This is a genomic window from Kribbella sp. NPDC056861, assembly GCF_040687575.1.
Classification (GTDB): domain Bacteria; phylum Actinomycetota; class Actinomycetes; order Propionibacteriales; family Kribbellaceae; genus Kribbella.
In genome coordinates this window covers 246,823-265,602 of sequence record NZ_JBFBNQ010000005.1, presented here as the reverse complement: position 1 = coordinate 265,602, position 18,780 = coordinate 246,823, and the positions used below count along the sequence as shown (strand labels likewise).

The 18,780-nt window shown below is 69.1% G+C and carries 16 protein-coding genes; 4 read left to right on the top strand and 12 right to left on the bottom strand.

Features of this window, described 5'->3' with window-relative positions; genetic code table 11:
• Positions 1-50: 50 nt before the first annotated feature.
• Entirely contained in the window at positions 51-944 is an 894-nt protein-coding gene (locus AB0P21_RS25565) for a redoxin domain-containing protein (RefSeq protein ID WP_363699704.1), read from the top strand.
• Here AB0P21_RS25565 and AB0P21_RS25560 read toward each other — a convergent pair whose 3' ends face one another.
• The 5 genes from AB0P21_RS25560 to AB0P21_RS25540 form a co-directional block, all read right to left on the bottom strand.
• Positions 945-1,658, bottom strand: coding sequence for an SDR family oxidoreductase (locus tag AB0P21_RS25560; RefSeq protein WP_363699703.1), 714 nt, complete (start codon positions 1,656-1,658; stop codon positions 945-947).
• Entirely contained in the window at positions 1,655-2,005 is a 351-nt protein-coding gene (locus tag AB0P21_RS25555; protein WP_363699702.1) for a VOC family protein, read from the bottom strand. Before AB0P21_RS25555 ends, AB0P21_RS25560 begins: the two co-directional genes overlap by 4 nt.
• Positions 2,006-2,090: 85 nt before the next feature.
• On the bottom strand, positions 2,091-4,829 hold the full coding sequence (locus AB0P21_RS25550; RefSeq protein WP_363699701.1) for an AAA family ATPase: 2,739 nt from the start codon (positions 4,827-4,829) through the stop codon (positions 2,091-2,093).
• Between the two features lie 38 nt (positions 4,830-4,867).
• Positions 4,868-5,833, bottom strand: coding sequence for a hypothetical protein (locus AB0P21_RS25545; protein WP_363699700.1), 966 nt, complete (start codon positions 5,831-5,833; stop codon positions 4,868-4,870).
• Between the two features lie 74 nt (positions 5,834-5,907).
• A complete protein-coding gene (locus tag AB0P21_RS25540; RefSeq protein ID WP_363699699.1) occupies positions 5,908-6,783 on the bottom strand; it encodes a helix-turn-helix transcriptional regulator in 876 nt (291 codons plus the stop codon).
• A gap of 165 nt (positions 6,784-6,948) precedes the next feature.
• Here AB0P21_RS25540 and AB0P21_RS25535 point away from each other — a divergent pair, with 165 nt between their 5' ends.
• Positions 6,949-8,166 (top strand): MFS transporter, encoded by a 1,218-nt coding sequence (locus tag AB0P21_RS25535; protein WP_363699698.1) that lies wholly within the window; start codon positions 6,949-6,951, stop codon positions 8,164-8,166.
• The gene (locus tag AB0P21_RS25530; RefSeq protein ID WP_363699697.1) at positions 8,163-8,639 is read left to right on the top strand and encodes a helix-turn-helix domain-containing protein; all 477 of its coding nucleotides are present in this window, start codon (positions 8,163-8,165) and stop codon (positions 8,637-8,639) included. The genes AB0P21_RS25535 and AB0P21_RS25530 overlap by 4 nt, the downstream gene beginning before the upstream one ends.
• A gap of 3 nt (positions 8,640-8,642) precedes the next feature.
• On the opposite strand, the gene AB0P21_RS25525 is transcribed toward AB0P21_RS25530, so the two are convergent.
• The 6 genes from AB0P21_RS25525 to AB0P21_RS25500 form a co-directional block, all read right to left on the bottom strand.
• On the bottom strand, positions 8,643-10,064 hold the full coding sequence (locus tag AB0P21_RS25525) for a DUF4832 domain-containing protein (RefSeq protein WP_363699696.1): 1,422 nt from the start codon (positions 10,062-10,064) through the stop codon (positions 8,643-8,645).
• Between the two features lie 21 nt (positions 10,065-10,085).
• Positions 10,086-11,837 carry a DUF4832 domain-containing protein gene (locus AB0P21_RS25520; protein ID WP_363699695.1) on the bottom strand — a complete coding sequence of 584 codons (1,752 nt, stop codon included), beginning with the start codon at positions 11,835-11,837 and terminating at the stop codon, positions 10,086-10,088.
• A gap of 28 nt (positions 11,838-11,865) precedes the next feature.
• The gene (locus AB0P21_RS25515; RefSeq protein WP_363699694.1) at positions 11,866-12,675 is read right to left on the bottom strand and encodes a carbohydrate ABC transporter permease; all 810 of its coding nucleotides are present in this window, start codon (positions 12,673-12,675) and stop codon (positions 11,866-11,868) included.
• A complete protein-coding gene (locus AB0P21_RS25510) occupies positions 12,668-13,570 on the bottom strand; it encodes a sugar ABC transporter permease (protein WP_363699693.1) in 903 nt (300 codons plus the stop codon). The genes AB0P21_RS25515 and AB0P21_RS25510 overlap by 8 nt, the downstream gene beginning before the upstream one ends.
• A 1-nt stretch (position 13,571) precedes the next feature.
• The gene (locus AB0P21_RS25505; RefSeq protein WP_363699692.1) at positions 13,572-14,822 is read right to left on the bottom strand and encodes an extracellular solute-binding protein; all 1,251 of its coding nucleotides are present in this window, start codon (positions 14,820-14,822) and stop codon (positions 13,572-13,574) included.
• Between the two features lie 63 nt (positions 14,823-14,885).
• Positions 14,886-16,025 (bottom strand): ROK family protein, encoded by a 1,140-nt coding sequence (locus AB0P21_RS25500; RefSeq protein WP_363699691.1) that lies wholly within the window; start codon positions 16,023-16,025, stop codon positions 14,886-14,888.
• 75 nt (positions 16,026-16,100) lie between these two features.
• Between AB0P21_RS25500 and AB0P21_RS25495 the strand changes: the two genes are divergently transcribed.
• Positions 16,101-17,339, top strand: a complete 1,239-nt coding sequence (locus tag AB0P21_RS25495) for a Gfo/Idh/MocA family oxidoreductase (protein WP_363699690.1) — start codon at positions 16,101-16,103, stop codon at positions 17,337-17,339.
• 20 nt (positions 17,340-17,359) lie between these two features.
• Here AB0P21_RS25495 and AB0P21_RS25490 read toward each other — a convergent pair whose 3' ends face one another.
• On the bottom strand, positions 17,360-18,691 hold the full coding sequence (locus AB0P21_RS25490) for an ABC transporter ATP-binding protein (protein WP_363699689.1): 1,332 nt from the start codon (positions 18,689-18,691) through the stop codon (positions 17,360-17,362).
• Between the last annotated feature and the right edge of the window lie 89 nt (positions 18,692-18,780).

Sequence of the window (18,780 nt, the reverse complement as noted above, 5' to 3'; positions counted from 1 at the left end):
CCCGAGACCTTCGGGCCGCCCAGCCTTATGGTGGAAGGAATCCCAGGAAGGTGATCAGAGTGGCCGGTCTGCACATGCCCTCACTCACTCGGGCCACCGGCTGGCTCAACTCCGAGCCGCTGACGTCCGAGTCACTGCGCGGCCAGGTCGTCCTGGTGGACTTCTGGACCCTGACCTGCATCAACTGGCTGCGCACCGAGCCGTACCTCCGGGCCTGGTCGCGGGCCTACCGCGACGACGGGCTGGTGGTCCTCGGAGTCCACACGCCGGAGTTCTCGTTCGAGCACGACACCGACCGGATCCGGCTGGCGATCCAGGACCGGGAGATCGACTACCCGGTCGTCGTCGACAACGACTACGGCGTCTGGACGGCGTTCGCGAACCACTACTGGCCGGCCCTGTACTTCGTGGATCGGGCCGGGGTGATCCAGGACCATCACTACGGCGAAGGGCGCTACGAGCAGTCCGAGCAGGTGATCCAGCGGTTGCTCGGCATCGAGCGTGAGCTGGTCTCGACCTCCGTCGAGGGAGTCGGCGTCGAGGCCGGGGCCGACTGGACTCAGTTGCGCACGCCCGAGACGTACCTCGGCTACGCACGCGGTGAGCAGTCCGATCGGTGGTGGCTGAACGGTGAGTGGAAGACCCGGCAGGAGTACGCCGTACTGCAGCGGGCCGGTGGCGGGATCGAGTTCCGGTTCCACGCCAGGGACGCGCATCTGGTGCTGTCGAGCCGGCACCGCGAGCCGATTCCGTTCCGGGTGTCGCTCGACGGGAAGGCGCCAGGTGACTCGCACGGCGTGGATGTCGATGCCGATGGCAACGGTCTGCTGCGGGAGGGCCGGATGTACCAGCTCGTCCGGCAGCCCGGCCGGGTCCAGGAGCGGACGCTGGAGATCACGTTCCTGGAGCCCGGCGCCGAGGCTTACGCCTTCACCTTCGGCTGATCAGAGGAGCTGCTGGCCGCCGTCGATGTCGTAGGTGGCGCCGGTCAGCGCGGTGTTGGCCATCAGGTGGACGGCGAGGTTCGCGACGTCCTCCGGGCCGACCACCCGGCCGGTCGGCAGCGTCTCGCGGAGTTGCTCGCGGCGCGCCTCCAGCCCGTCGCCGAGCAGCGTGGCCGACAGGGGAGTGTCGACGAAGCCGGCCGCGATCAGGTTGACCCGGATCGGGGCGAGCTCGAGCGCGAGGTTGCGGGTCAGGGCCGGCATCGCGGCCGTCAGCGCGCCGATGATCGACAACCCGGGCGCGGTACGCCGGCCGCCGGTGCCGCCCATGAACAGCAGCGTCCCGCCCGGCCGCACCTTGCCGATCGCGTGCTTGGCGAGCTGGATCGGCAGCAGCAGATGCGACTCGACGTCCGCGCGCACCTTGTCGAGATCGAGTTCGGGGAGCGGTGCGTAGTACGGGCCTGGGCCGGTGACGAGGATGTGGTCGATCGCCGGCAGACCTTCGAAGAACTGTCCGAGCGCCTCGAAATCCGTTGCGTCGAAAGCAGCCGTCTCGGCGCCGATGTCCGCACCTGCCTTCTGCAGCCGCTCGGTGTTGCGCGCGGTGATTGTCACCGTCGCGCCTTCCGCCCGAGCACGTCGGGCGGTCTCCAGCCCGATGCCCAGACTGCCACCGATCACCACGACCGTCTGCCCGGCCAGTTGTGTCATCTCTTCTCCAATATCCAGTGGTTGCCATCGGGGTCGCTGAAGACCGAGGAGTCGCAGCCCTCGCTGCGGGAGACCGGGCCGGGCTTGGCGCCCCGCGCGAGCAGCCAGCTGCGGGCTTCCTCCAGGTCGGTCACGGTCAAGCGGGCGGTCAGGGTGCCTGGTGCGGCGCTGGTGAGGCCGGTGCCGAGGATGATCGAGCACTGCGAGCCTGGTGGGGTGAGCCAGACCAGGCGGGCGTTCGCCGCGCTCTCGTCGGCGGCCAGCTGGAAGCCCAGGGCGCGGTAGAAGTGCCGGCTCCGATCGACATCGGAGACCGGTACGACGATCGCGCCCAGCTGGTAGTCCACGGTCACTCCTTCGTGCTGCCTGTACTGCGATCCTCCCGCTCGGCCGGAGGCGTCGCACCCGTGGAACACACTGGTGCCCGGAAAGTCAGGCAGGGGAGCGGGTCAGCGCGCCGCGGAGCTGGCGGCGGGACGTGATGCCGAGCTTGGCGTAGGCCTTGCGCAGATGCCACTCGACCGTGCGGTGGCTGATGAACAGCTGCGCGGCGATCTCCGGGTTGGTCAGCCCGTCCTGGGCCAGACCGGCGATCTGCGCCTCCTGCGCGGTCAGGTCGTTCGCCGTCTCCGGGGTGCGCTTCCGGACCGTCTCGCCGGTGGCGAGCAGCTCGTGCCGGGCGCGCTCGGCGAAGCCGCCGAGTCCCATCTCGAGCAGCAACTCGTGGGCCGTGCGGAGTTGCTCGCGGGCATCGACGCGACGGCCCTCGCGGCGCAGCCACTCGCCGTACAGGAGGTGGCCGCGGGCGATCTCGACCCGGAGGCTGGTCCTGCTCAGGTGGTCGAGCGATTCGCGGTAGGCGGCCTCGTCGGAGGTGAGCAGGGCCCGGACGCGAGCCAGCAAGCCGAGTCCCCAATCGGTCGGTACGGCGGCAGTGCGCTCGGTCAGCCAGGCCAGCGTCGACTCGACCAGCTTGGTGTCGCCGGTCCTGGAGGCCGCTTCGGCCAGCTCGCCGATCACCAGTACGCCGTACCCGACGATGTCCTGCTCGAACACCCGGTTCGCGGCTTCCAGCGCCACGTCGTACCGGCCGAGGCCGTTGTGCAGGACGGCATTCGCGTACGTCGCGAAGGCCACGATCCGGCCCTGGTTCTGCGTGGTCGCCTCGCGGGTGATCGCGTTGATCAGCTGGGTGGCCGTGGCCTCGTTGCCGCGGAACGCCTCCAGCAGCATGGTGCTGTGCCCGATCCGCGGGTTGCCGGTCGCGGCGGCGATCCGGGCGTCCTCCTCGACCAGGCCTGCCACGGTGGCCAGGTCGCCGGTCTCGCAGAGCAGGTTGGCGCGGAAGTTGAGGGCGAACTGCAACTGCACCAGCGAGCCCGTCTCGCGGGCCAGGCGGGCCTGCCGGACGCCGAGTTCGAGACCGGTGTCGATGTCCCACACCTCGATCGCGACGGCGCCGCCGACGCGGTTCCCGGCCAGCCAGAGCCAGTCGCCGACCTCTGCGGTGGTGATCTCGGTCCGCAGGGCCTCGGCCACCGCCTTGGACAGGTACGGCGCGGCCGCCGCGTAGCCGCGCGTGAACCGCAGCGCCAACGCGTTGAGCAGAAGGTCGGCCGGTCGATCCGACTCGACAGCAGCCGGTACTGCGTTCGCCGTCTCCATCAGGATGCCGGGAGCATCCGGCCCGGTCGACCACATCGCGGCCGACAGCGCTTCGAGGTAGGTCTCCCGAGACTCGACCGGGTCAAGCGGCTCCAACTGCTTGGCCGCACTCAGCAACAGCCTGGCCGCGTCGCCCGCACGTCCCTGGTCGAACGCGATCCTGCCGCGCAGTCGCTCGATCTCCGCCGCCCGCAGCGCATGCGGCGGTCCCGCGGCCGCGCTGCCGAGCAGGGTCAACGCCTCGCGCAGACCACCGGAGCTGCGCCTGGCCGAGGCTGCGGCCAACGCCCGCTCGGCGCGCTGATGCGGATCGGGCGTCAAGGCCGCCGAACGCTCGAAGAAGACAGCAGCGGCAACGAAACCGCCACGCCCCTGGGATCGCCGGGCCGAACTCTCCAGCTCCGCGGCGATCGCCTCGTCCGGCCGATCGGTCGCCTGACCGCGATGCCACGCGCGGCGATCTGGATCGACCTCAGGATCGGTGACGGTCGCGAGGGCCCGGTGCGCGGCCTGCCGCTCCTGCGGCGAAGCCATCCGGTACGCCGCGGAGCGCACCAGCGGATGCCGGAACCGAATGTGCTGACCGAAGCTGATCAGCCCCGACTCGACCGCCGGGGCAGCGGGGTCAGCGCCCAACCCCAGTTCCTCGGCGGCACGCCAGAGCAGGGTCGCGTCGCCGAGTGGCTCAGCGGCCGCGATGAGCAGCAGCAAGCGGGTGTCGGCCGGGAGCGGTTCAAGCCGCCGGACGAAACTCTCCTCGATTCGCCCGGCCAGCGAGCCGGAGCTGACGCCGTCCGCGAGCTCTGCCGTCGTCCAGGCCTGCGGCAGTTCGAGCAGGGCCAGCGGATTGCCGCGCGTCTCGGCCAGGATCCGCTCGCGAACCCGCGGATCGGTCGGGCCGGGGAGCACCGAGTCCAGCAAGGCCCGGGCATCGTCATCGTCCAGGCCGTCGACGGTCAGTTCGGTCAGGCCGGTCAGCTCGTGCCGTTCACCATCGCGAACGGCGAACAGCATCACCACCGACTCGGCCTCCAGCCGGCGGGAGACGAAGGCGAGCACCTGCGCGGACATCCGGTCCAACCACTGCGCGTCGTCGACCACGCACAGCACCGGACGCGACGCGCCGGCCGCCTCCGACAGCAGGCTCAGCACCGCCAGCCCGACCAGGAACCGATCCGGCGCCGGGCCGGAGACCAGGCCGAACGCCGTACCGAGAGCGTCGCGTTGCGGAGCCGGCAGCCGATCGAGCCGGTCGAGGAACGGGTGGATCAACTGCTGGAGTCCGGAGTAGACCAGCTCCATCTCGGACTCGACGCCGGCGGCACGGGCCACCTGACAATGGTTGCTCCGTGCCACCAGCGACTCGAGCAGTGCGGACTTGCCGACGCCGGCCTCGCCGCGGAGTACCAGTACTCCGCTCCGGCCGGCCCGCGCGGCGTCGAGCAGACCGTCGAGTACGGCGAACTCCTGCTGACGGCCCTGCAGTTCCCGCTCTCGCTTTGCCACCCGGCCAGGTTTACACCCGGGCGACCTCGATGCAACGACTACCGGTTGATGCGGGCGAGGATCAGGTTCGGGTCCTGCTGGGTGAGATAGGCGGCGCTGAAGACGTAGGCCGTCGTGCCTCGGATCGCGATCGAGGTCGGGTTCTGCAGGCCGTCGGCCGCGGTCAGCACCGTCTCGCTGGTGCCGTTCGGCTGGACCAGGACGACGGTGTTCGGCCCGTTGAGGGCGGCCAGAAGTTGGTCGCCGCGTCCGGTGAAGGCGAAGTCGTCGATGCCGGTCAGGCCGGTCGCCCGGGTCTGGACCTGCCCGGGACGACCGCGGTGGTCGATCGGGATCCGTAGTACGGTGCCCTGGTCGAGGTTGGTCACCCAGACGGCTCCGCCGCGGAGCTTCAGGCCGTTCACGCCGAGGAAGCCCGTCGAGGCCAGCTCGGGAGCGGTCGACCAGGCCTTGGCAGTGCCGCCGGACTTCGAGACTCGCCAGATCGTGCCGAGCACCGAGTCGGCGACGAAGAGGTCACCGCTGCGCTGGTCGAGCGCGAGGCCGTTCGGTACGCCGGTGGCGGGCAGGGCCGCAATGCGCTCCGGCTTGCCGCCCGGTCGGAGTCGCCAGACGCCGGTCAGGTCCGCAGTACCGGTGGCGTAGAGGAAGTAGAGCGTGCCGTGGCTGTCGCGGACGATGCCGGTGGTGAGCGGGAAGCCGAGCACCGGAGTGTTGCTGCCGCCGTCCGCGGGGGCGGGCAGCGTGGTGAGGATCCGGGTCGTGCCGTCGGGGGAGACGCGGGCGATCTGACGGCCGGCCGCGAAGGTCACGTAGGCGACACCGCCAGGAGCCAGCGCGACGTTCTCGGGCAGTTGGCCGGTCGCGAGGTCGAAGTGGGCCGCGATGTAGGCACGCGAGGAGACGGCAGTGGTGGAGATTGTGGGGGAGGCCGTGGCCGGCTGGAGGCCGATCACCGCGAGGCTCGCGGTGGCCAGCGCGGCGATGGCGAATGACTTGTGCATGGGTTTCCTTCAGTTGTGGGCGTGCTTGTCAGCGGCAACGACCGGTGCGGTCGGGCCGTGGCTGTTGGGTGGTGTCAGACCGGCTGGTGCGCCTTAGCCGGGGTGGTCGCCTGGGCGAGAAGGTTCAGCGCGGTCTGGGACGGCGACCCCGCCGGCGCCGTCGAGACGACGATGAACTGGTCCGGCTGGGAAGGGCTCTGCAGGGTCTGCTGGGTGATGGTCATCGTGCCGACCAGCGGGTGGCGCAGCTCGTACTCGCTGACGTCGCAGGTCTTGATCCGGTGGTCGGCCCACAGCTTGGCGAACTCGGGACTGTTCACGGTCAGGTCGCCGATCAGCCCGAGCAGCACCGGATCATCGGCGTGCCGGGCCACCGTGATCCGCAGGTTGCCGACCACCGCGCGGGCCTTGGCCAGCCAGCCGGAGTACAGCTCGCGGGTGTGGGCGTCGAGGAAGACCAGCCGGGCCATGTTCGGCCGGGTGGCCGCCTTCTGCGGTGCCTCGAAGTCCAGGTGCCCGGCATAGAGCGCATGCGCCTGCCGATTCCACGCGAGTACTTCGGTACTCCGTCCGAGCACGATCGTCGGCGCATCTCCCAACGCGGCCAGCAGCGCCTTGGTCGCGTCCGTGACCCGCTCGGGTGCCGGCCGCCGCGTCGGCTGCCGGCGCTGCTTCGCGTCGGCCAGTGCTCGCAGGTGGGTCCGCTCGGAGTCGGTCAGACACAGCGCCTGGGCGATCGCGTCGAGGATCTCCGGCGAGGCCCGATGCGACTGCCCCTGCTCCAGCCGGGTGTAGTACGGAACGCTGATCCCGGCCAGCAACGCGACTTCCTCCCGCCGCAGACCGGGCACCCGGCGGCGTTCGTCGTACGTCTTGATCCCGACCTCGCCGGGCCGCAACTGCGCCCGCCGGGCCTTCAAGAAGCCGCCGAGTTCTCCGCTACCGGTCATACGAACGAGTATGCGTGGCTTCGGCGGACCTAGCCTGACCCGCCCAAGGTCAGGGAAACCGGCCATCACCGACATCGGCATCTCGGCGGTGACCCGGGTCTGCCGTGTGACCGGGCTCACGGGTGGAGCTGGATTGCAGTGAGCAACTCAGGCGTTCTGATCAGCATGGCTACTCTCGATCTCCCCCTCACCGCGACCCGGCGGGCACCCCGCACGCTGGGCCGGCGGGCCACCTTCTGGACGGCCGCGGCGGTCGCCGGGCTGAGTCTGTGGACCAGCGCCGCGCCGACCACGACGTACCCGCTCTACGCCCGGACCTGGCACCTGACGCCGGCCGCCACGACCGCGATCTTCGCCGTCTACCCGATCGTGCTGGTGGTCTTCCTGCTGGTCTTCGGTCAGCTCTCCGACTTCATCGGCCGCCGGACCGCGATGCTGTACGGCGTCGGCGCGCTGCTGGCCGGTGTCCTGCTGTTCGCGCTCGCGCCTTCGGTCGGCTGGGTGTACGCCGGTCGCGCGGTGATGGGTGCGGGCGTCGGCCTCGCGCTGACCCCGGCGACGGCGGCAGTGGTCGAGTTCAGCGCCCGCGGCAAGGCAGCCCGGGCCTCCTCCATCACCACCGCGGCGACGGCGGCCGGTCTGGCACTCGCCACCATCGTCGGCGGCGCGCTGATCCAGTACGCGCCGGCGCCTCAGCACCTTGACTTCTGGGTGCTGCTCGGCGTGATCGCGCTGGTCGTCCCGTTCGTCTGGATGATGCCGCGGCACACCAAGGACGAGTCGCAGGCACCGTGGCGGCCGCGCCCGATCCGGGTCCCGAAGAGCATCCGCCTGCTGTACGCCGCGGCCGCGCTCGCCGTCACGACGTCGTTCGCCTTCGGCTCGGTGTTCCTGGCTCTCGGCGCCCAGCTGGGGCGTGACCTGATCGGCTCGACCAACATCTTCGTGATCGGCCTGGTGCTGGCGATCCTGTCCGCGGTCGGCGGCCTGACCGCGATCGCCACCCGGAGCGTCCCGGCCGGTCGTCAGGTCCAGCTCGGCACCGGCACCGTACTGGTAGCGCTGACGCTGCTGCAGCTCTCGGCGTCGGCCCACTCACTGCCGCTGTTCATCCTCACCAGCCTGCTCGGCGGCATCAGCTATGGGCTGCTCTTCTCCGGCGGCCTCGGCCTCATCTCGACCCACGCGCCGGCCCACCACCGCGGCGGAACGGTTGCGGCCGTCTACCTGGTCGCGTACGTCGGCCAAGGCGTGGTCGCGCTATCCCTCGGCCTGATCGCCACCGCGTCGGGCCTGAGCACCGCGTTGCTGATCGGAGTGCTGGCGATCGGCGTACTCGCAGTCTCAACCTTCATCGTCGCGACGCTTAGGGTTGTGCGATGAGCACCACGACCGAACCGCGGCCGACCTGCTCGATCGCCAGGACCCTCGAGGTCATCGGCGATCGCTGGTCGGTCCTGATCCTGCGCGAGGCGCACCGCGGCCGGACCCGGTTCGCCGACTTCCGCGACGTGCTCGGCATCGCGCCGAACATCCTCACGAACCGGCTGGCCGCCTTGGTCGAGGCCGGCGTGCTGGAGAAGCGCGAGTACCGCCCGGAAGGCGAGCGCACCCGCTCGTCGTACCACCTCACCCCGGCCGGTGTGGACCTCAAGCTCGTGCTCGCCGCCCTGCAGCAATGGGGCGACGTGCACGAGCCACGCAAAGAAGGCCCGACCGTACTGCGCCGCAACACCCGCACCGGAGGCCTGGCGACAGTCGGCTTCCTAGACGAGAACGGCAACGCAGTACCGGATCGGGACGTCACCTTCGAGCCGGTCCCCGGTGGTCCCGCGGACCGGCTCATCTGGCGCTGATCGTCAGCGGCCCACTGTCACCGTTTGGCCGAGGTCGTTGGTGCCGGTGGCGGGTTGCCAGGTGCCCTGGTTGGCCAGCTGTACGGAGTACTCGGGGCGGTTGGACAGTTGGGGGTCGGCGATCTTCAGCAGCAGCTTGTACTTGCCTGGGGCAAACGGTGCGCGCACCTTCTGCTGCAGGGTTGTGGTGGTGCCCGGGGCCCAGCGCCTCGGGTCGGCCTGCAGCGGCACGGCGTAGGTGTGCCGGTCGCTCTGGAAGATCAGCTTGACCTTCCGGGGGTTGTACGGCGCGGCCCAGCCGTCGTTGCGCAGATCGAGGCTGATCGACACCTCGCCGTGCGGCCGGGTGGTCTTGCTGAAGGTGCCCTTGACCAGGGTGAAGCGGTAGCCGAGGTTCTTCTTCGTGGTGGTGATACCGGCCTCGCCCCAGGTGCCGAGCACGTCCTGGTTGTAGTCGGTGTTCAGGTACGACCAGTGCTGCTCGGCCATCTCGGCGGATGCCTCGGGCCAGTCCGAGCGGGGTGAGTTGACGGCGCAGGTCTCGCCGCCTTGGGGCAGGTACTTGCTGTCCTGCGCGACGAAGTCCTTGTCGAGCTGAATCGGGTCGCTCAGGTAGGTCCCGTAGTCGTCGGGGCTGGCCAGGAAGCAGTCGTTGTGGTGTCCGATCCGGGCCTGTGCCGAGCCGCTGTAGGCCTGCTGCGCGGTCAGTCCACCCGCGGTACCGGTCGGGACGCCGTAGGTGCGCTGCTTCATGTACGGCGTACGGACCTGGATCATCCGGTCGCGGGGGAGTGCACGGAGCAGCGCGTCGGTGACGGCCTTGCGGTCGGCCCAGTTCTGGTCGGTGACGATGCTCGGGTCGGCCGGGTCGGAGAAGTGGTCGGTGTAGTAGCCCTCGCCCCACAGCCCGACGAAGCCCTGCTGGACCACCTCGATCACATCGGAGTTTTGCCGCAGGATCGGCTTCAGCTGATCGATGTGCTTGAGCACCCGGGCCACCGGTGCGTCGCCGTACGGCGTGGGTGGTGGCCAGCCGGCGCCGGGCTGGGCGTAGGCGAACCGGACGATCGCCTTCACGCCGGACGCGCGGATCGTCTTGAAATCTGCGCGGACCTGGTCCAGGTACGCCTTGTCGAGCTTGTCCTGGCCGGCGAACTTCTCCAGGTAGAAGACGCGCAGGATCTGGGTGATGTTCTCCTGCGTCCGGAAGTTGGTCAGGGTGGTCCGGTCGAGCGGCGTGTAGCCGGTGCCGTCGGCGCGGTAGTGCGTCTCGGTGTGGTGGTAGAAACCGCGCTCGGGGTTGGCGATCACCGCGTCGGAGGCGGTGTACGTGCGGGTGGTCGTCGATCGGTTGCCAGAGGCAACGGCAGTCTGGATCGGCAACGCCAGACCCAACAGTGCGACGGAGGCGAGAAGCCGTTTCACAATGCTCTCCTAGAGAACTAGCTAGCTGACGGTGATGGTGCGCAGGAGCGAGTTCAGGCCGGTCGAGGCTTCCCAGGTGGACTGGTTCGCGAACCGCACGGAGTACTCGGGGCGACTGGACAGCTGCGGGTCGGGCAGGTTGAGCAACAGCGCGTAGGACCCGGTCGGCAGACTCGCGGGGACGGTGACCGTCTGCGAGATCGTGGTGGTGGCGCCGGCCGTCCAGCGGCGCGGGTTGGTGCTCAGGGCAAGCTTCTGGACGGCGCCGGTGGAGGTGTTGCGGAGGACGAGTTCGACCGGATGCGGGTTGTACGGCGTAGCGAATCCGTCGTTGCGCAGATTGATCGTCACCGGCAGGCCGCCGCCTCGGGTGGCGGTGGTCGGCAAGGTGGCGGTCTGCAGGGTGAAGCGGTAGCCGAGACGCTTGGTGACGTCGGCCAGGCAACCGCCGCTGTTCCAGGAGCTGATCACGTTCGGCTCGTAGTCGGTGTTCAGGTAGGACCAGTGGAACTGGCCGAGCTCGCTGAGCGCCGTCGGGCAGCTCGACCGCGGCGGGTTGGACGCGCAGGTCTCGCCGCCCATCGCCAGGTAGGTGGTCTCGGCCTGCAGGTACGGGTACTCGACCGAGGTGTTCTCGTAGGTGCCGAAGTCGTCCGGGCTCGCCAGGAAGCAGTCGTTGTGGTGCCCGAGCCTGGACAGCGTCGAGCCGTTGTAGGCCTGGCCGGAGGTGACGGTGGCGGTCGAGTACGTGGTGCGCTTGATCTTCGGCGTCCGCAGCTGGACCATCCGGTCCGCCGGCAGCACGCTGAGCAGCTTGTCGGTGACGGCCTTGCGGTTGGCCAGGTCGGTCGCGCTGATCACGCCGGCGTTGCCGAAGTTCTGCGTGTAGTACCACTCACCCCAGGCGCCGATGAAGCCTGCCTGCATGACCGCGATGACGTCCTTGTTGCTGCTCAGGTACGGCGCCAGCTGGTCGAGGTGCGACTGCACCCGGGACAGCGGCGCGTCGTCGCCGGCCGTCGAGGTGGTGTACGCGAACCGCAGGATCATCTTGAGCCCGGCCGCGCGGACCGTCGCGGCCTGCTGCTGGAGCTGGTCCAGCGCGGCCTGCCCGATCGCCGAGTTCTTGTACTCCGCGAGGTAGAAGACGCACATCACCAGCGAGATGCCCTGGCTGGTCCGGTACCCCTGCAGGGTCGCCAGCGAGAAGTCGTTCTTGTCGCAGTCCCCGGTGTGGTGGTAGAGCCCGCGCTCCGGGTTGGCGAAGTTGTCGCTCGACGCCGTATAGGTGACGTCGCTGCCACCCCCACCGCCTCCACCACTGTAGGTGTGCGTGTACTTCGCGGACGTCTCCAGCGGACTCTCCACCTGGAAGACCAGATCGGCGTCGTTCGGCGTGGCGGTCTCACCGAGGCTCGACCGGTTCACCGTCCACTGGGCCAGCCCGCCGGTCGCCGAGAAGGTGACCGACCCGACCAGCGTCCAGCTCCAGCCGCCCCCGTTGTGGCTGTACAGACTGCCGTTCTCCAGCAGGTAGTTGGCGCCGATCCCGCTCTGCGCGAAGCCGGTCCCCGCGTTGCGGTCGGTGTCGACGTACACCCGGGCGAACGCCGGAGCGCCGGTGTAGTTGAACTTGTAGGTGACGGTGCTCGCGGTGTTCGTCGCGGACTGGCCGCTGATGGTGGCGTAGGCGGGGGAGACGGCGAGCAGGGCGGCGATCAGCGTGCCGGCGATGACGCCGGCCAGCAGTTTGAAGGGGCGGGCAAATCTCATGGCGGGGTCCTCCTGGGGCGGGTAGGGGTCAGCCTTTGATGCCGGATGTAGCGATTCCTTGGATGAACTGGCGTTGCAGGACGACGAAGATCGCGATGATCGGCAGCGACGCGAGCAGCGAGCCGGCCATCAGTACGGGGTAGTCGGTCTGGAACTGTCCTTGCAGGGAAGCGAGTCCGGCCGACAAAGTCATCTTGTCGGGGTCGGTGTTGACCACCAGCGGCCAGAACAGGTCGTTCCAGGACCAGAGCAGGACGAGCAGGGACAGCGCGACCAGGCCGGGCCGCGCGAGCGGGAGCACGATCGACCAGTAGATCCGCACCGGACCCGCGCCGTCGATCGCCGCGGCCTCCTCGAGCTCCTTGGGCAGGCCGAGGAAGAACTGCCGGAGCAGGAAGACGCCGAACGCGCTGAACAGACCCGGAACCACCAACGCCTGCAGGGAGTTGAGCCAGCCGAGGTCGGACATGATCTGGTACTGCGGAATGATGAACAGCTGCGGCGGAACCATCAGCACCGACAACAGCACCCCGAACAGGACGTTGCGGCCCGGGAACCGCAGCCGGGCGAAGGCGTAGGCGGCCATCGAGCAGAACAGCACCTGGCCGATCGTCCGCAACCCGGCCATCAGCACCGTGTTCAGGAACTGGTGGCCGAACGGGAGGACGTCGAACACCTTGCTGTAGTTCTCCCAGCGTCCTTCCGGCAGCAGCGACGGCGGCACACTCGTTGCGCTGCTCAACGACTTCAGCGAGGTGATCACCTGCCAGACGAACGGCGCCACCATCGCCAGCGCCGAGGCGATCAGGATCGTGTGCACGCCGAGGTTCTTACGCATAGTGCACCCACCTCTTCTGGAACCGGAACTGCACGGCGGTCAGCACCACGATCAGGAGCAGCAGCATCATCACGATGGCCGCGGCGTAGCCCCGGTCGTTGGTGACGAACGCGCGGTCGTAGAACAACTGGACGACGGTCTGCAGTCGCGGGAACGCCGGGTTGGCGCGCGCCGCCGCACCGGATCCCGCCATCACGTAGACCAGGTCGAACAGCTGCAGCGAGCCGATCACCGAGACGACCGAGACGAAGAAGGCGGTCGGCGACAGCAACGGCAGCGTGACGTGGAAGAACTGCCGGGCCGGACCGGCGCCGTCGATCTCGGCCGCCTCGTAGTACTCCTTCGGGATCGCCTGCAGGCCGGCCAGGAAGATGATCAGGTTGTAGCCGACACTGGCCCAGATGCCGACCACGACCAGGGCGTACAGCGCGGTCGCCGGGTCGGCGACCCAGTTCGGGCCCTCGATCCCGACCAGCGACAGCAGGTAGTTGATCAGCCCGTAGTCGCCGTTGTAGAGCCACCGCCAGACCATCGCGATCGCGACCGGCATGGTGATCACCGGCAGGAAGAACAGCGTCCGGTACAGGCCGACGAACCGCATCCCCTTGCGGTTGAGCAGTACGGCGAAGCCGATCGCCAGCGGGATGCTGATCAGTCCGAGCCCGGTGTAGGTCAGGGTGTTGACCAGGGACCGGCCGACCTCGGGATCGCTGACCATCCGCCGGTAGTTGTCCAGCCCGGTCCAGGTGTGCCCGCCGAACGCACCCCACTCGGTGAGCGAGAAGTACGCCGTCTGGAGCACCGGCCAGAGGTAGAAGATCGCGATCCCCAGCCCGGTGGGGGCGATGAACGCGTACCCCCACAGGGCTTCCTTCACTCGTCCGCGCCGAGACACGTCACTCCTTGGCAAGCAGTGCGTCCATGGCCTTGGCCAGGTCCTTGGCGGCCTGGTCGGTCGGTACCTCACCGGTCCACGCCTTGGTGAGGTAGGTGAGCTCGGCCTCGTTCCAGGCCGCGGTGTTCTTCGAGACCGGGAACGGCACGGCGTAGCTGACCGAGTCGAGGAAGGTCTGCAGCTTGAGCTCGGGGTGCGCCTTCACCCAGGTGGTCTGGGTGCCGTTGTACGCCGGGATCGGGCCCTTCTGGCCGAGCAGGTCGGCGGCCTCCTTCGACCCGAGGTACTTGACGAACTCCCAGGCCTGGTCCGGGTGCTGGGTCTTGGTCGAGACGACGTTCGCGACGCCGTGGATGACGGTGGCCTGCTTCTCGCCGCGGGGCAGCGGAGCGACGTCCACCTTGCCCTTGGTGTAGGTGTTCGCGGTGAACTCCGAGACGTTCCAGGAGCCACCCCAGTACATCGCCAGCTTGCCGGCCTCGAACAGCTGCAGCGGGGTGGTGTCGGTCATCGTCTTCAGGTCCGGCGACTGCTTGTTCTTGATCAGGTCGGTCCAGAACGTCAGGCCGGCGATCGTCTTCGGGTCGTCGTACCCGGACTTCTTGCCGTCCGGCGAGATCACGTAGCCGCCGGCCTGGGCGATTGTGTCGTACTGGTACTCCTGGAAGCTGCCCAGCTGGGCGGCGGTGCCGTAGACGCCCTTGGCCGGGTCGGTCAGCTTGGCCGTCGCGTCCTGGAAATCGGCCCAGGTCCAGTCGTCCTTGGGGTACGGCACCTTCTTGGCGTCGAAGAGCGTCTTGTTGTACCAGACGCCGACCGTGTCCATGTCCTTCGGCAACCCGTACGGCTTGCCCTCGAAGGTGTACAGGTCGGTCAGCGGCTTGGGGTAGACCGACAGGTCGGCCTCGCCGGGCATCGGGCCGATCACCTTGTTGGAGGCGTAGAGCTGGAAGTTCGGCCCGTTCATCCAGAACACGTCCGGGGCCGCGCCGCCGGTGGCCGCCGCCTTGAGCTTGGTCCAGTAGTCGGCCCACGGGGTGAGCTGGACCTGAACGGTGATGTTCGGGTGCGTCTTGGTGAACGCGGCGGCCAGCGACTCCATCACCGGCTTCTGGTTGGCGTCCCAGACGCCGTACGACAACGTCACCTTCGCGTTCGGGTCGGCGGCGGACTTGGCGTCCCCGTCACCCCCGGAACAGGCTGAGACGGCGAGCAGCGTTCCGATCAGTACGGCGCTCAGCCTCTTCGACATCCGCATCGTGGGTCCTCCAGACACATCCCGAGTGATTGGGACTAATCATGGAGTCCATTGAAATTATGTCAAGGGGTCAGCGCCCTCGGACATGCTCGTCTCGACCTGTTCGAGCGCCAGCCGGACCGCTCCGAGCACCACTCCTTCGTCGCCGAAGGTCGAGATCCGGATCTCCGGGGTGCGCAGGCACCAGCGGTCCAGCTCGGTCCGCAGCGGCTGCACGAGCACGTCCGCGGAGCGGGAGAAGCCACCGCCGATCACGACCAGCTCCGGATCGAGGGTGAGGACCAGCGCGGAGACGCCGACCGCGATGTCGCGGGTGTACCGGCGGATCGCCTTCACGGCCGTGCGGTCGCCGTCGCGAGCCGCCTGGAAGACGTCCTCGAACTCGTCCTCGAAGTTGTCACGGTCGCCTGACCAGGCGCGCAGGTGGTCCGGCGCCTTGAGCCAGCCGACCGCGGGCAGCGCGCCGATCTCACCGGCGGCGTTGCCGAAACCGCGGTGCAGCTTGCCGTCGATGATCAGGCCGGTGCCGGTCCGCACACCGGCCAGCAGGAAGACCACGTCCTTGGCGTAGCGGGCCACCCCGCGCCACGACTCGGCGAGCGCGGCCAGCTTGCTGTCGTTCTCGACCCGGGTCGGCGCGGGGACGAGCCGGCGCAGGTGCTCCGCGAGGTCGACGCCGGTCCACTCGGTCAGGGAATCCGACAGCATCACCCGGCCGGTCCCGTCGACCAGACCGGTGGTGGCGACGCCGGTCGACCAGATCTGAGCGGGCGTGACGCCGGCGCCACTGAGCGCCGCGGTCACGCACTTGTCCAGCGCGGCGAGGCGCTCCCGGCGGCCGATCTCGGGCGTCACCGGCACGCTGGTCGAGTGCAGCACCTCGCCGTCGAGATCGGTGACCAGGGCGCGGATGGTGTGACCGCCGATGTCGACCCCGAGCACCCGGCCGGCGTCGGCGCGGAAGCGGTAGCGGCGGGCGGGCCGGCCGACGCCGCCCGCGGTCGGCTCGACCTCGGCGACCCAGCCCCGGTCGATCAGCTCCCGGGCGACGTCCTCGGTGGAGGCCCGGGACAGCCCGGTGCGTTTGGCCAGCTCCGTCAGCGTCAGCGGCTTGTCGTCGCGCAGCGCGCGCATCAAGGTCATCGCGTTGAGCTGCCGCAACCGCGACAGGTCGCCGCCACTGGGTTCCTCGGTCATGCGCCGCCCCCTTGAGCTTTGGCAGATTCGATGCCAATAATGATGGACTCCTTAATAAGTATAGGAAAGGAATCCATGACTAGCGTGACTCTAGCCCTGGTCGGCGGGGGACTGCGTGGTCAGCTCTACGCGCGGTCGGCGGTCGGCTCCGGAGCGGCGCGGGTGACCGCGATCGCCGAGCCCGACCCGGTCCGCCGATCCGCCCTCGGCCTCGAGTTCGCCGTACCGGACGACCGCCTGTACTCCGACTGGGCCGAGCTCGCCGATGCGGGCCGGCTGGCCGACGCGGCGATCATCGCCACCCAGGACCAGTTGCACACCGCCCCCGCGGTGCGGCTGGCGGATCTCGGCTACCACCTGCTGCTGGAGAAGCCGATGGCCACCACGGAGGAGGAGGCCGGCGCGATCGCCAGCGCGGCGCAGCGCAACGGGATCATCCTGGCGGTCTGCCACGTGCTCAGGTACACGCCGTACACGCGGATGCTGAAGGAACTGCTCGAGTCCGGCCGGATCGGCCGCCTGGTGAACGTGCAGCACCTCGAACCCGTGGGCTGGTGGCATCACGCGCATTCCTTCGTCCGTGGGCATTGGCGGCGGTCGGACACCTCGGCGCCGATGCTGCTGACGAAGGCGTGTCACGATCTCGACTGGCTGGTGCACCTGTTCGGCGCCGTACCGGCTCGGGTGAGTTCGTTCGGGAGTCTGACGCATTTCAAGGCGAGTGAGCGGCCGGCCGGGGCCGCGCCGCGATGCGTCGAGTGTCCGCTGGAGCAGACCTGCCCGTACTCCGCCAAGCGGCTCTACCTCGACTGCCTGGCCGACCCTGATCGGCACTTCTGGCCATTGGGCGCTGTGACGGACGATCGCACCGAGGCCGGGGTGCTGGAGGCATTGCGGACCGGTCCGTACGGGCGGTGTGTGTATGCCTGTGACAACGATGTGGTCGACCACCAGGTGGTGAACCTGGAGTTCGCCGACGGCGGCACGTGCTCGTTCACGATGAGCGCGTTCACTCCGATGGAGCATCGTCGGACCCGGTTGCTCGGGACCCATGGGTATCTGGACGGCGATGGTCAGACGATCCGGCTGGTGGACTTCCGGACCGGCGACGAGGAGCTTCTCGCCGTACCGGAGGCCGACGGTGACGGGCATGGTGGGGGAGATGAGGAGCTGACGGCAACCTTCCTGCGGGCCGTCGAGACCGGCGATCCGGCCTTGCTGTCCAGCGATGCCGGGACGAGTCTCGCGACCCACCGCGTTGTCTGGGCCGCAGAAGAAGCCCGCACCAGCGGCACGGTGGTCACCCTGGCCTAGGCCTTGCCGAACCCCTTGGTTCAGCGAGTGACGCGGTCGACCCGGCGGCCGGACTCGTCGAAGATGTGCAGCCGGGAGGTGTCGACCGCCAGGTGCACCTTGGTGTTGGTCTGGAGTCCGGCGCCGGCCGGGATCTCGATCACCAGGTCGGCGCGGCGGTGGGTCGGGGTCGCCAGCGGCTCGAGCGCGGCCGGTTTGTCCGGCCGGCCGAGGCGGGATCTGGCCTTGGTCCCGATCGCCGACAGCCGGTTGCTCAGGCCGGACATGTGGGGTGCCACGTGCCGGTTCGGCGAGCCGCCGTTGAGGGCGAGCGGCCGCCTGGTCTTCTTCGGCGCGGTGGCCAGGCCGATCAGGTCGGCGTTGACCATGTCGATGCCGCACTCGATGAAGGCGATCCACTGGTTGCCGTGGAACTCCAGCGTCCGCAGCCGGCCGGTGAGCTGAGCGGGGCTCGCGCCGTCCGCTGCTGGCGTGAACGCGTCGGAGCGGGCGCCGACGATCACCTTTTCGCCGTCGTGGCTGCTCAGGATCAGCGACCGCTTGTCGATCGGCGGCAGCTGGATGGACTGGGAGCCGAAGTCGAGGCTGACCCGGTGGTGCGCGGTGACCCGGACGGTCGCGGACATCAGGTTGATCCGCGGCGTGCCGAGGAAGCCGGCGGCGAAGGCGGTGGCCGGGTCGTTGAAGACCTCGTCGGGGGTGCCGACGTCCTCGATCCGGCCGTCCCGCATCACGGTGATCCGGTCGGCCAGGGTGAGCGCCTCGATCTGGTCGTGGGTGACGTAGACCGTGGTCACCTTGAGATCGCGCGCCATCGCGCCGATCTCCTGCCGCAGCTCGGTCCGCATCGTCGCGTCCAGGTTGGACAGCGGCTCGTCCATCAGGAAGATCTTCGGTTTCCGGACGATCGCCCGGCCGATCGCGACCCGCTGGCGCTGACCGCCGGACAGTGTCCTGGGCAACCGGTCCAGCGCGGCGTCGATACGCAGGATCCGGGCCAGCCCGGCCGCCTTCTCGCTGGCCTCGTGCACGTCCTCGCCGGCCATCCGCAACGGGAACATGATGTTCTCCCGCGCGGTCCGGTTCGGGTAGAGCGCGCCGTTCTGGAACACCAGCGCGACCCCGCGCTCCTTCGGCGACAGCATGGTGGCCTGGGTCCGGCCGAACCACAGCTCGCCGGCGGTGATCTCCTCCAGGCCGGCGATCATCCGCAGCAGCGTGGTCTTGCCGCACCCCGACGGCCCGAGCAGCACCATGAACTCGCCGTCGCCGACGTCCAGTGAGACACCGTCGACGGCGAGATAGTTCCCGTCGTACACCTTCGAGACCGCGTCCAGCCGGATCCCCGCCATCCCCACCTCCTACAAGCTGGTCAGGGCTGAGTACACAGCCAGCCGAATGCGTTGTCCAGGCATCGCGGGTCACGGATAGGTCCGGCGGC

Bases quoted from the DNA above. Each gene is read 5' to 3' on its own strand.
- AB0P21_RS25560 (WP_363699703.1), bottom strand. From the start codon at position 1,658: ATGACACAACTGGCCGGGCAGACGGTCGTGGTGATCGGTGGCAGTCTG.
- AB0P21_RS25545 (WP_363699700.1), bottom strand. From the start codon at position 5,833: ATGCACAAGTCATTCGCCATCGCCGCGCTGGCCACCGCGAGCCTCGCG.
- AB0P21_RS25490 (WP_363699689.1), bottom strand. From the start codon at position 18,691: ATGGCGGGGATCCGGCTGGACGCGGTCTCGAAGGTGTACGACGGGAAC.
- AB0P21_RS25540 (WP_363699699.1), bottom strand. From the start codon at position 6,783: ATGACCGGTAGCGGAGAACTCGGCGGCTTCTTGAAGGCCCGGCGGGCG.
- AB0P21_RS25495 (WP_363699690.1), top strand. From the start codon at position 16,101: ATGACTAGCGTGACTCTAGCCCTGGTCGGCGGGGGACTGCGTGGTCAG.
- AB0P21_RS25520 (WP_363699695.1), bottom strand. From the start codon at position 11,837: ATGAGATTTGCCCGCCCCTTCAAACTGCTGGCCGGCGTCATCGCCGGC.
- AB0P21_RS25515 (WP_363699694.1), bottom strand. From the start codon at position 12,675: ATGCGTAAGAACCTCGGCGTGCACACGATCCTGATCGCCTCGGCGCTG.
- AB0P21_RS25505 (WP_363699692.1), bottom strand. From the start codon at position 14,822: ATGTCGAAGAGGCTGAGCGCCGTACTGATCGGAACGCTGCTCGCCGTC.
- AB0P21_RS25530 (WP_363699697.1), top strand. From the start codon at position 8,163: ATGAGCACCACGACCGAACCGCGGCCGACCTGCTCGATCGCCAGGACC.
- AB0P21_RS25535 (WP_363699698.1), top strand. From the start codon at position 6,949: ATGGCTACTCTCGATCTCCCCCTCACCGCGACCCGGCGGGCACCCCGC.
- AB0P21_RS25500 (WP_363699691.1), bottom strand. From the start codon at position 16,025: ATGACCGAGGAACCCAGTGGCGGCGACCTGTCGCGGTTGCGGCAGCTC.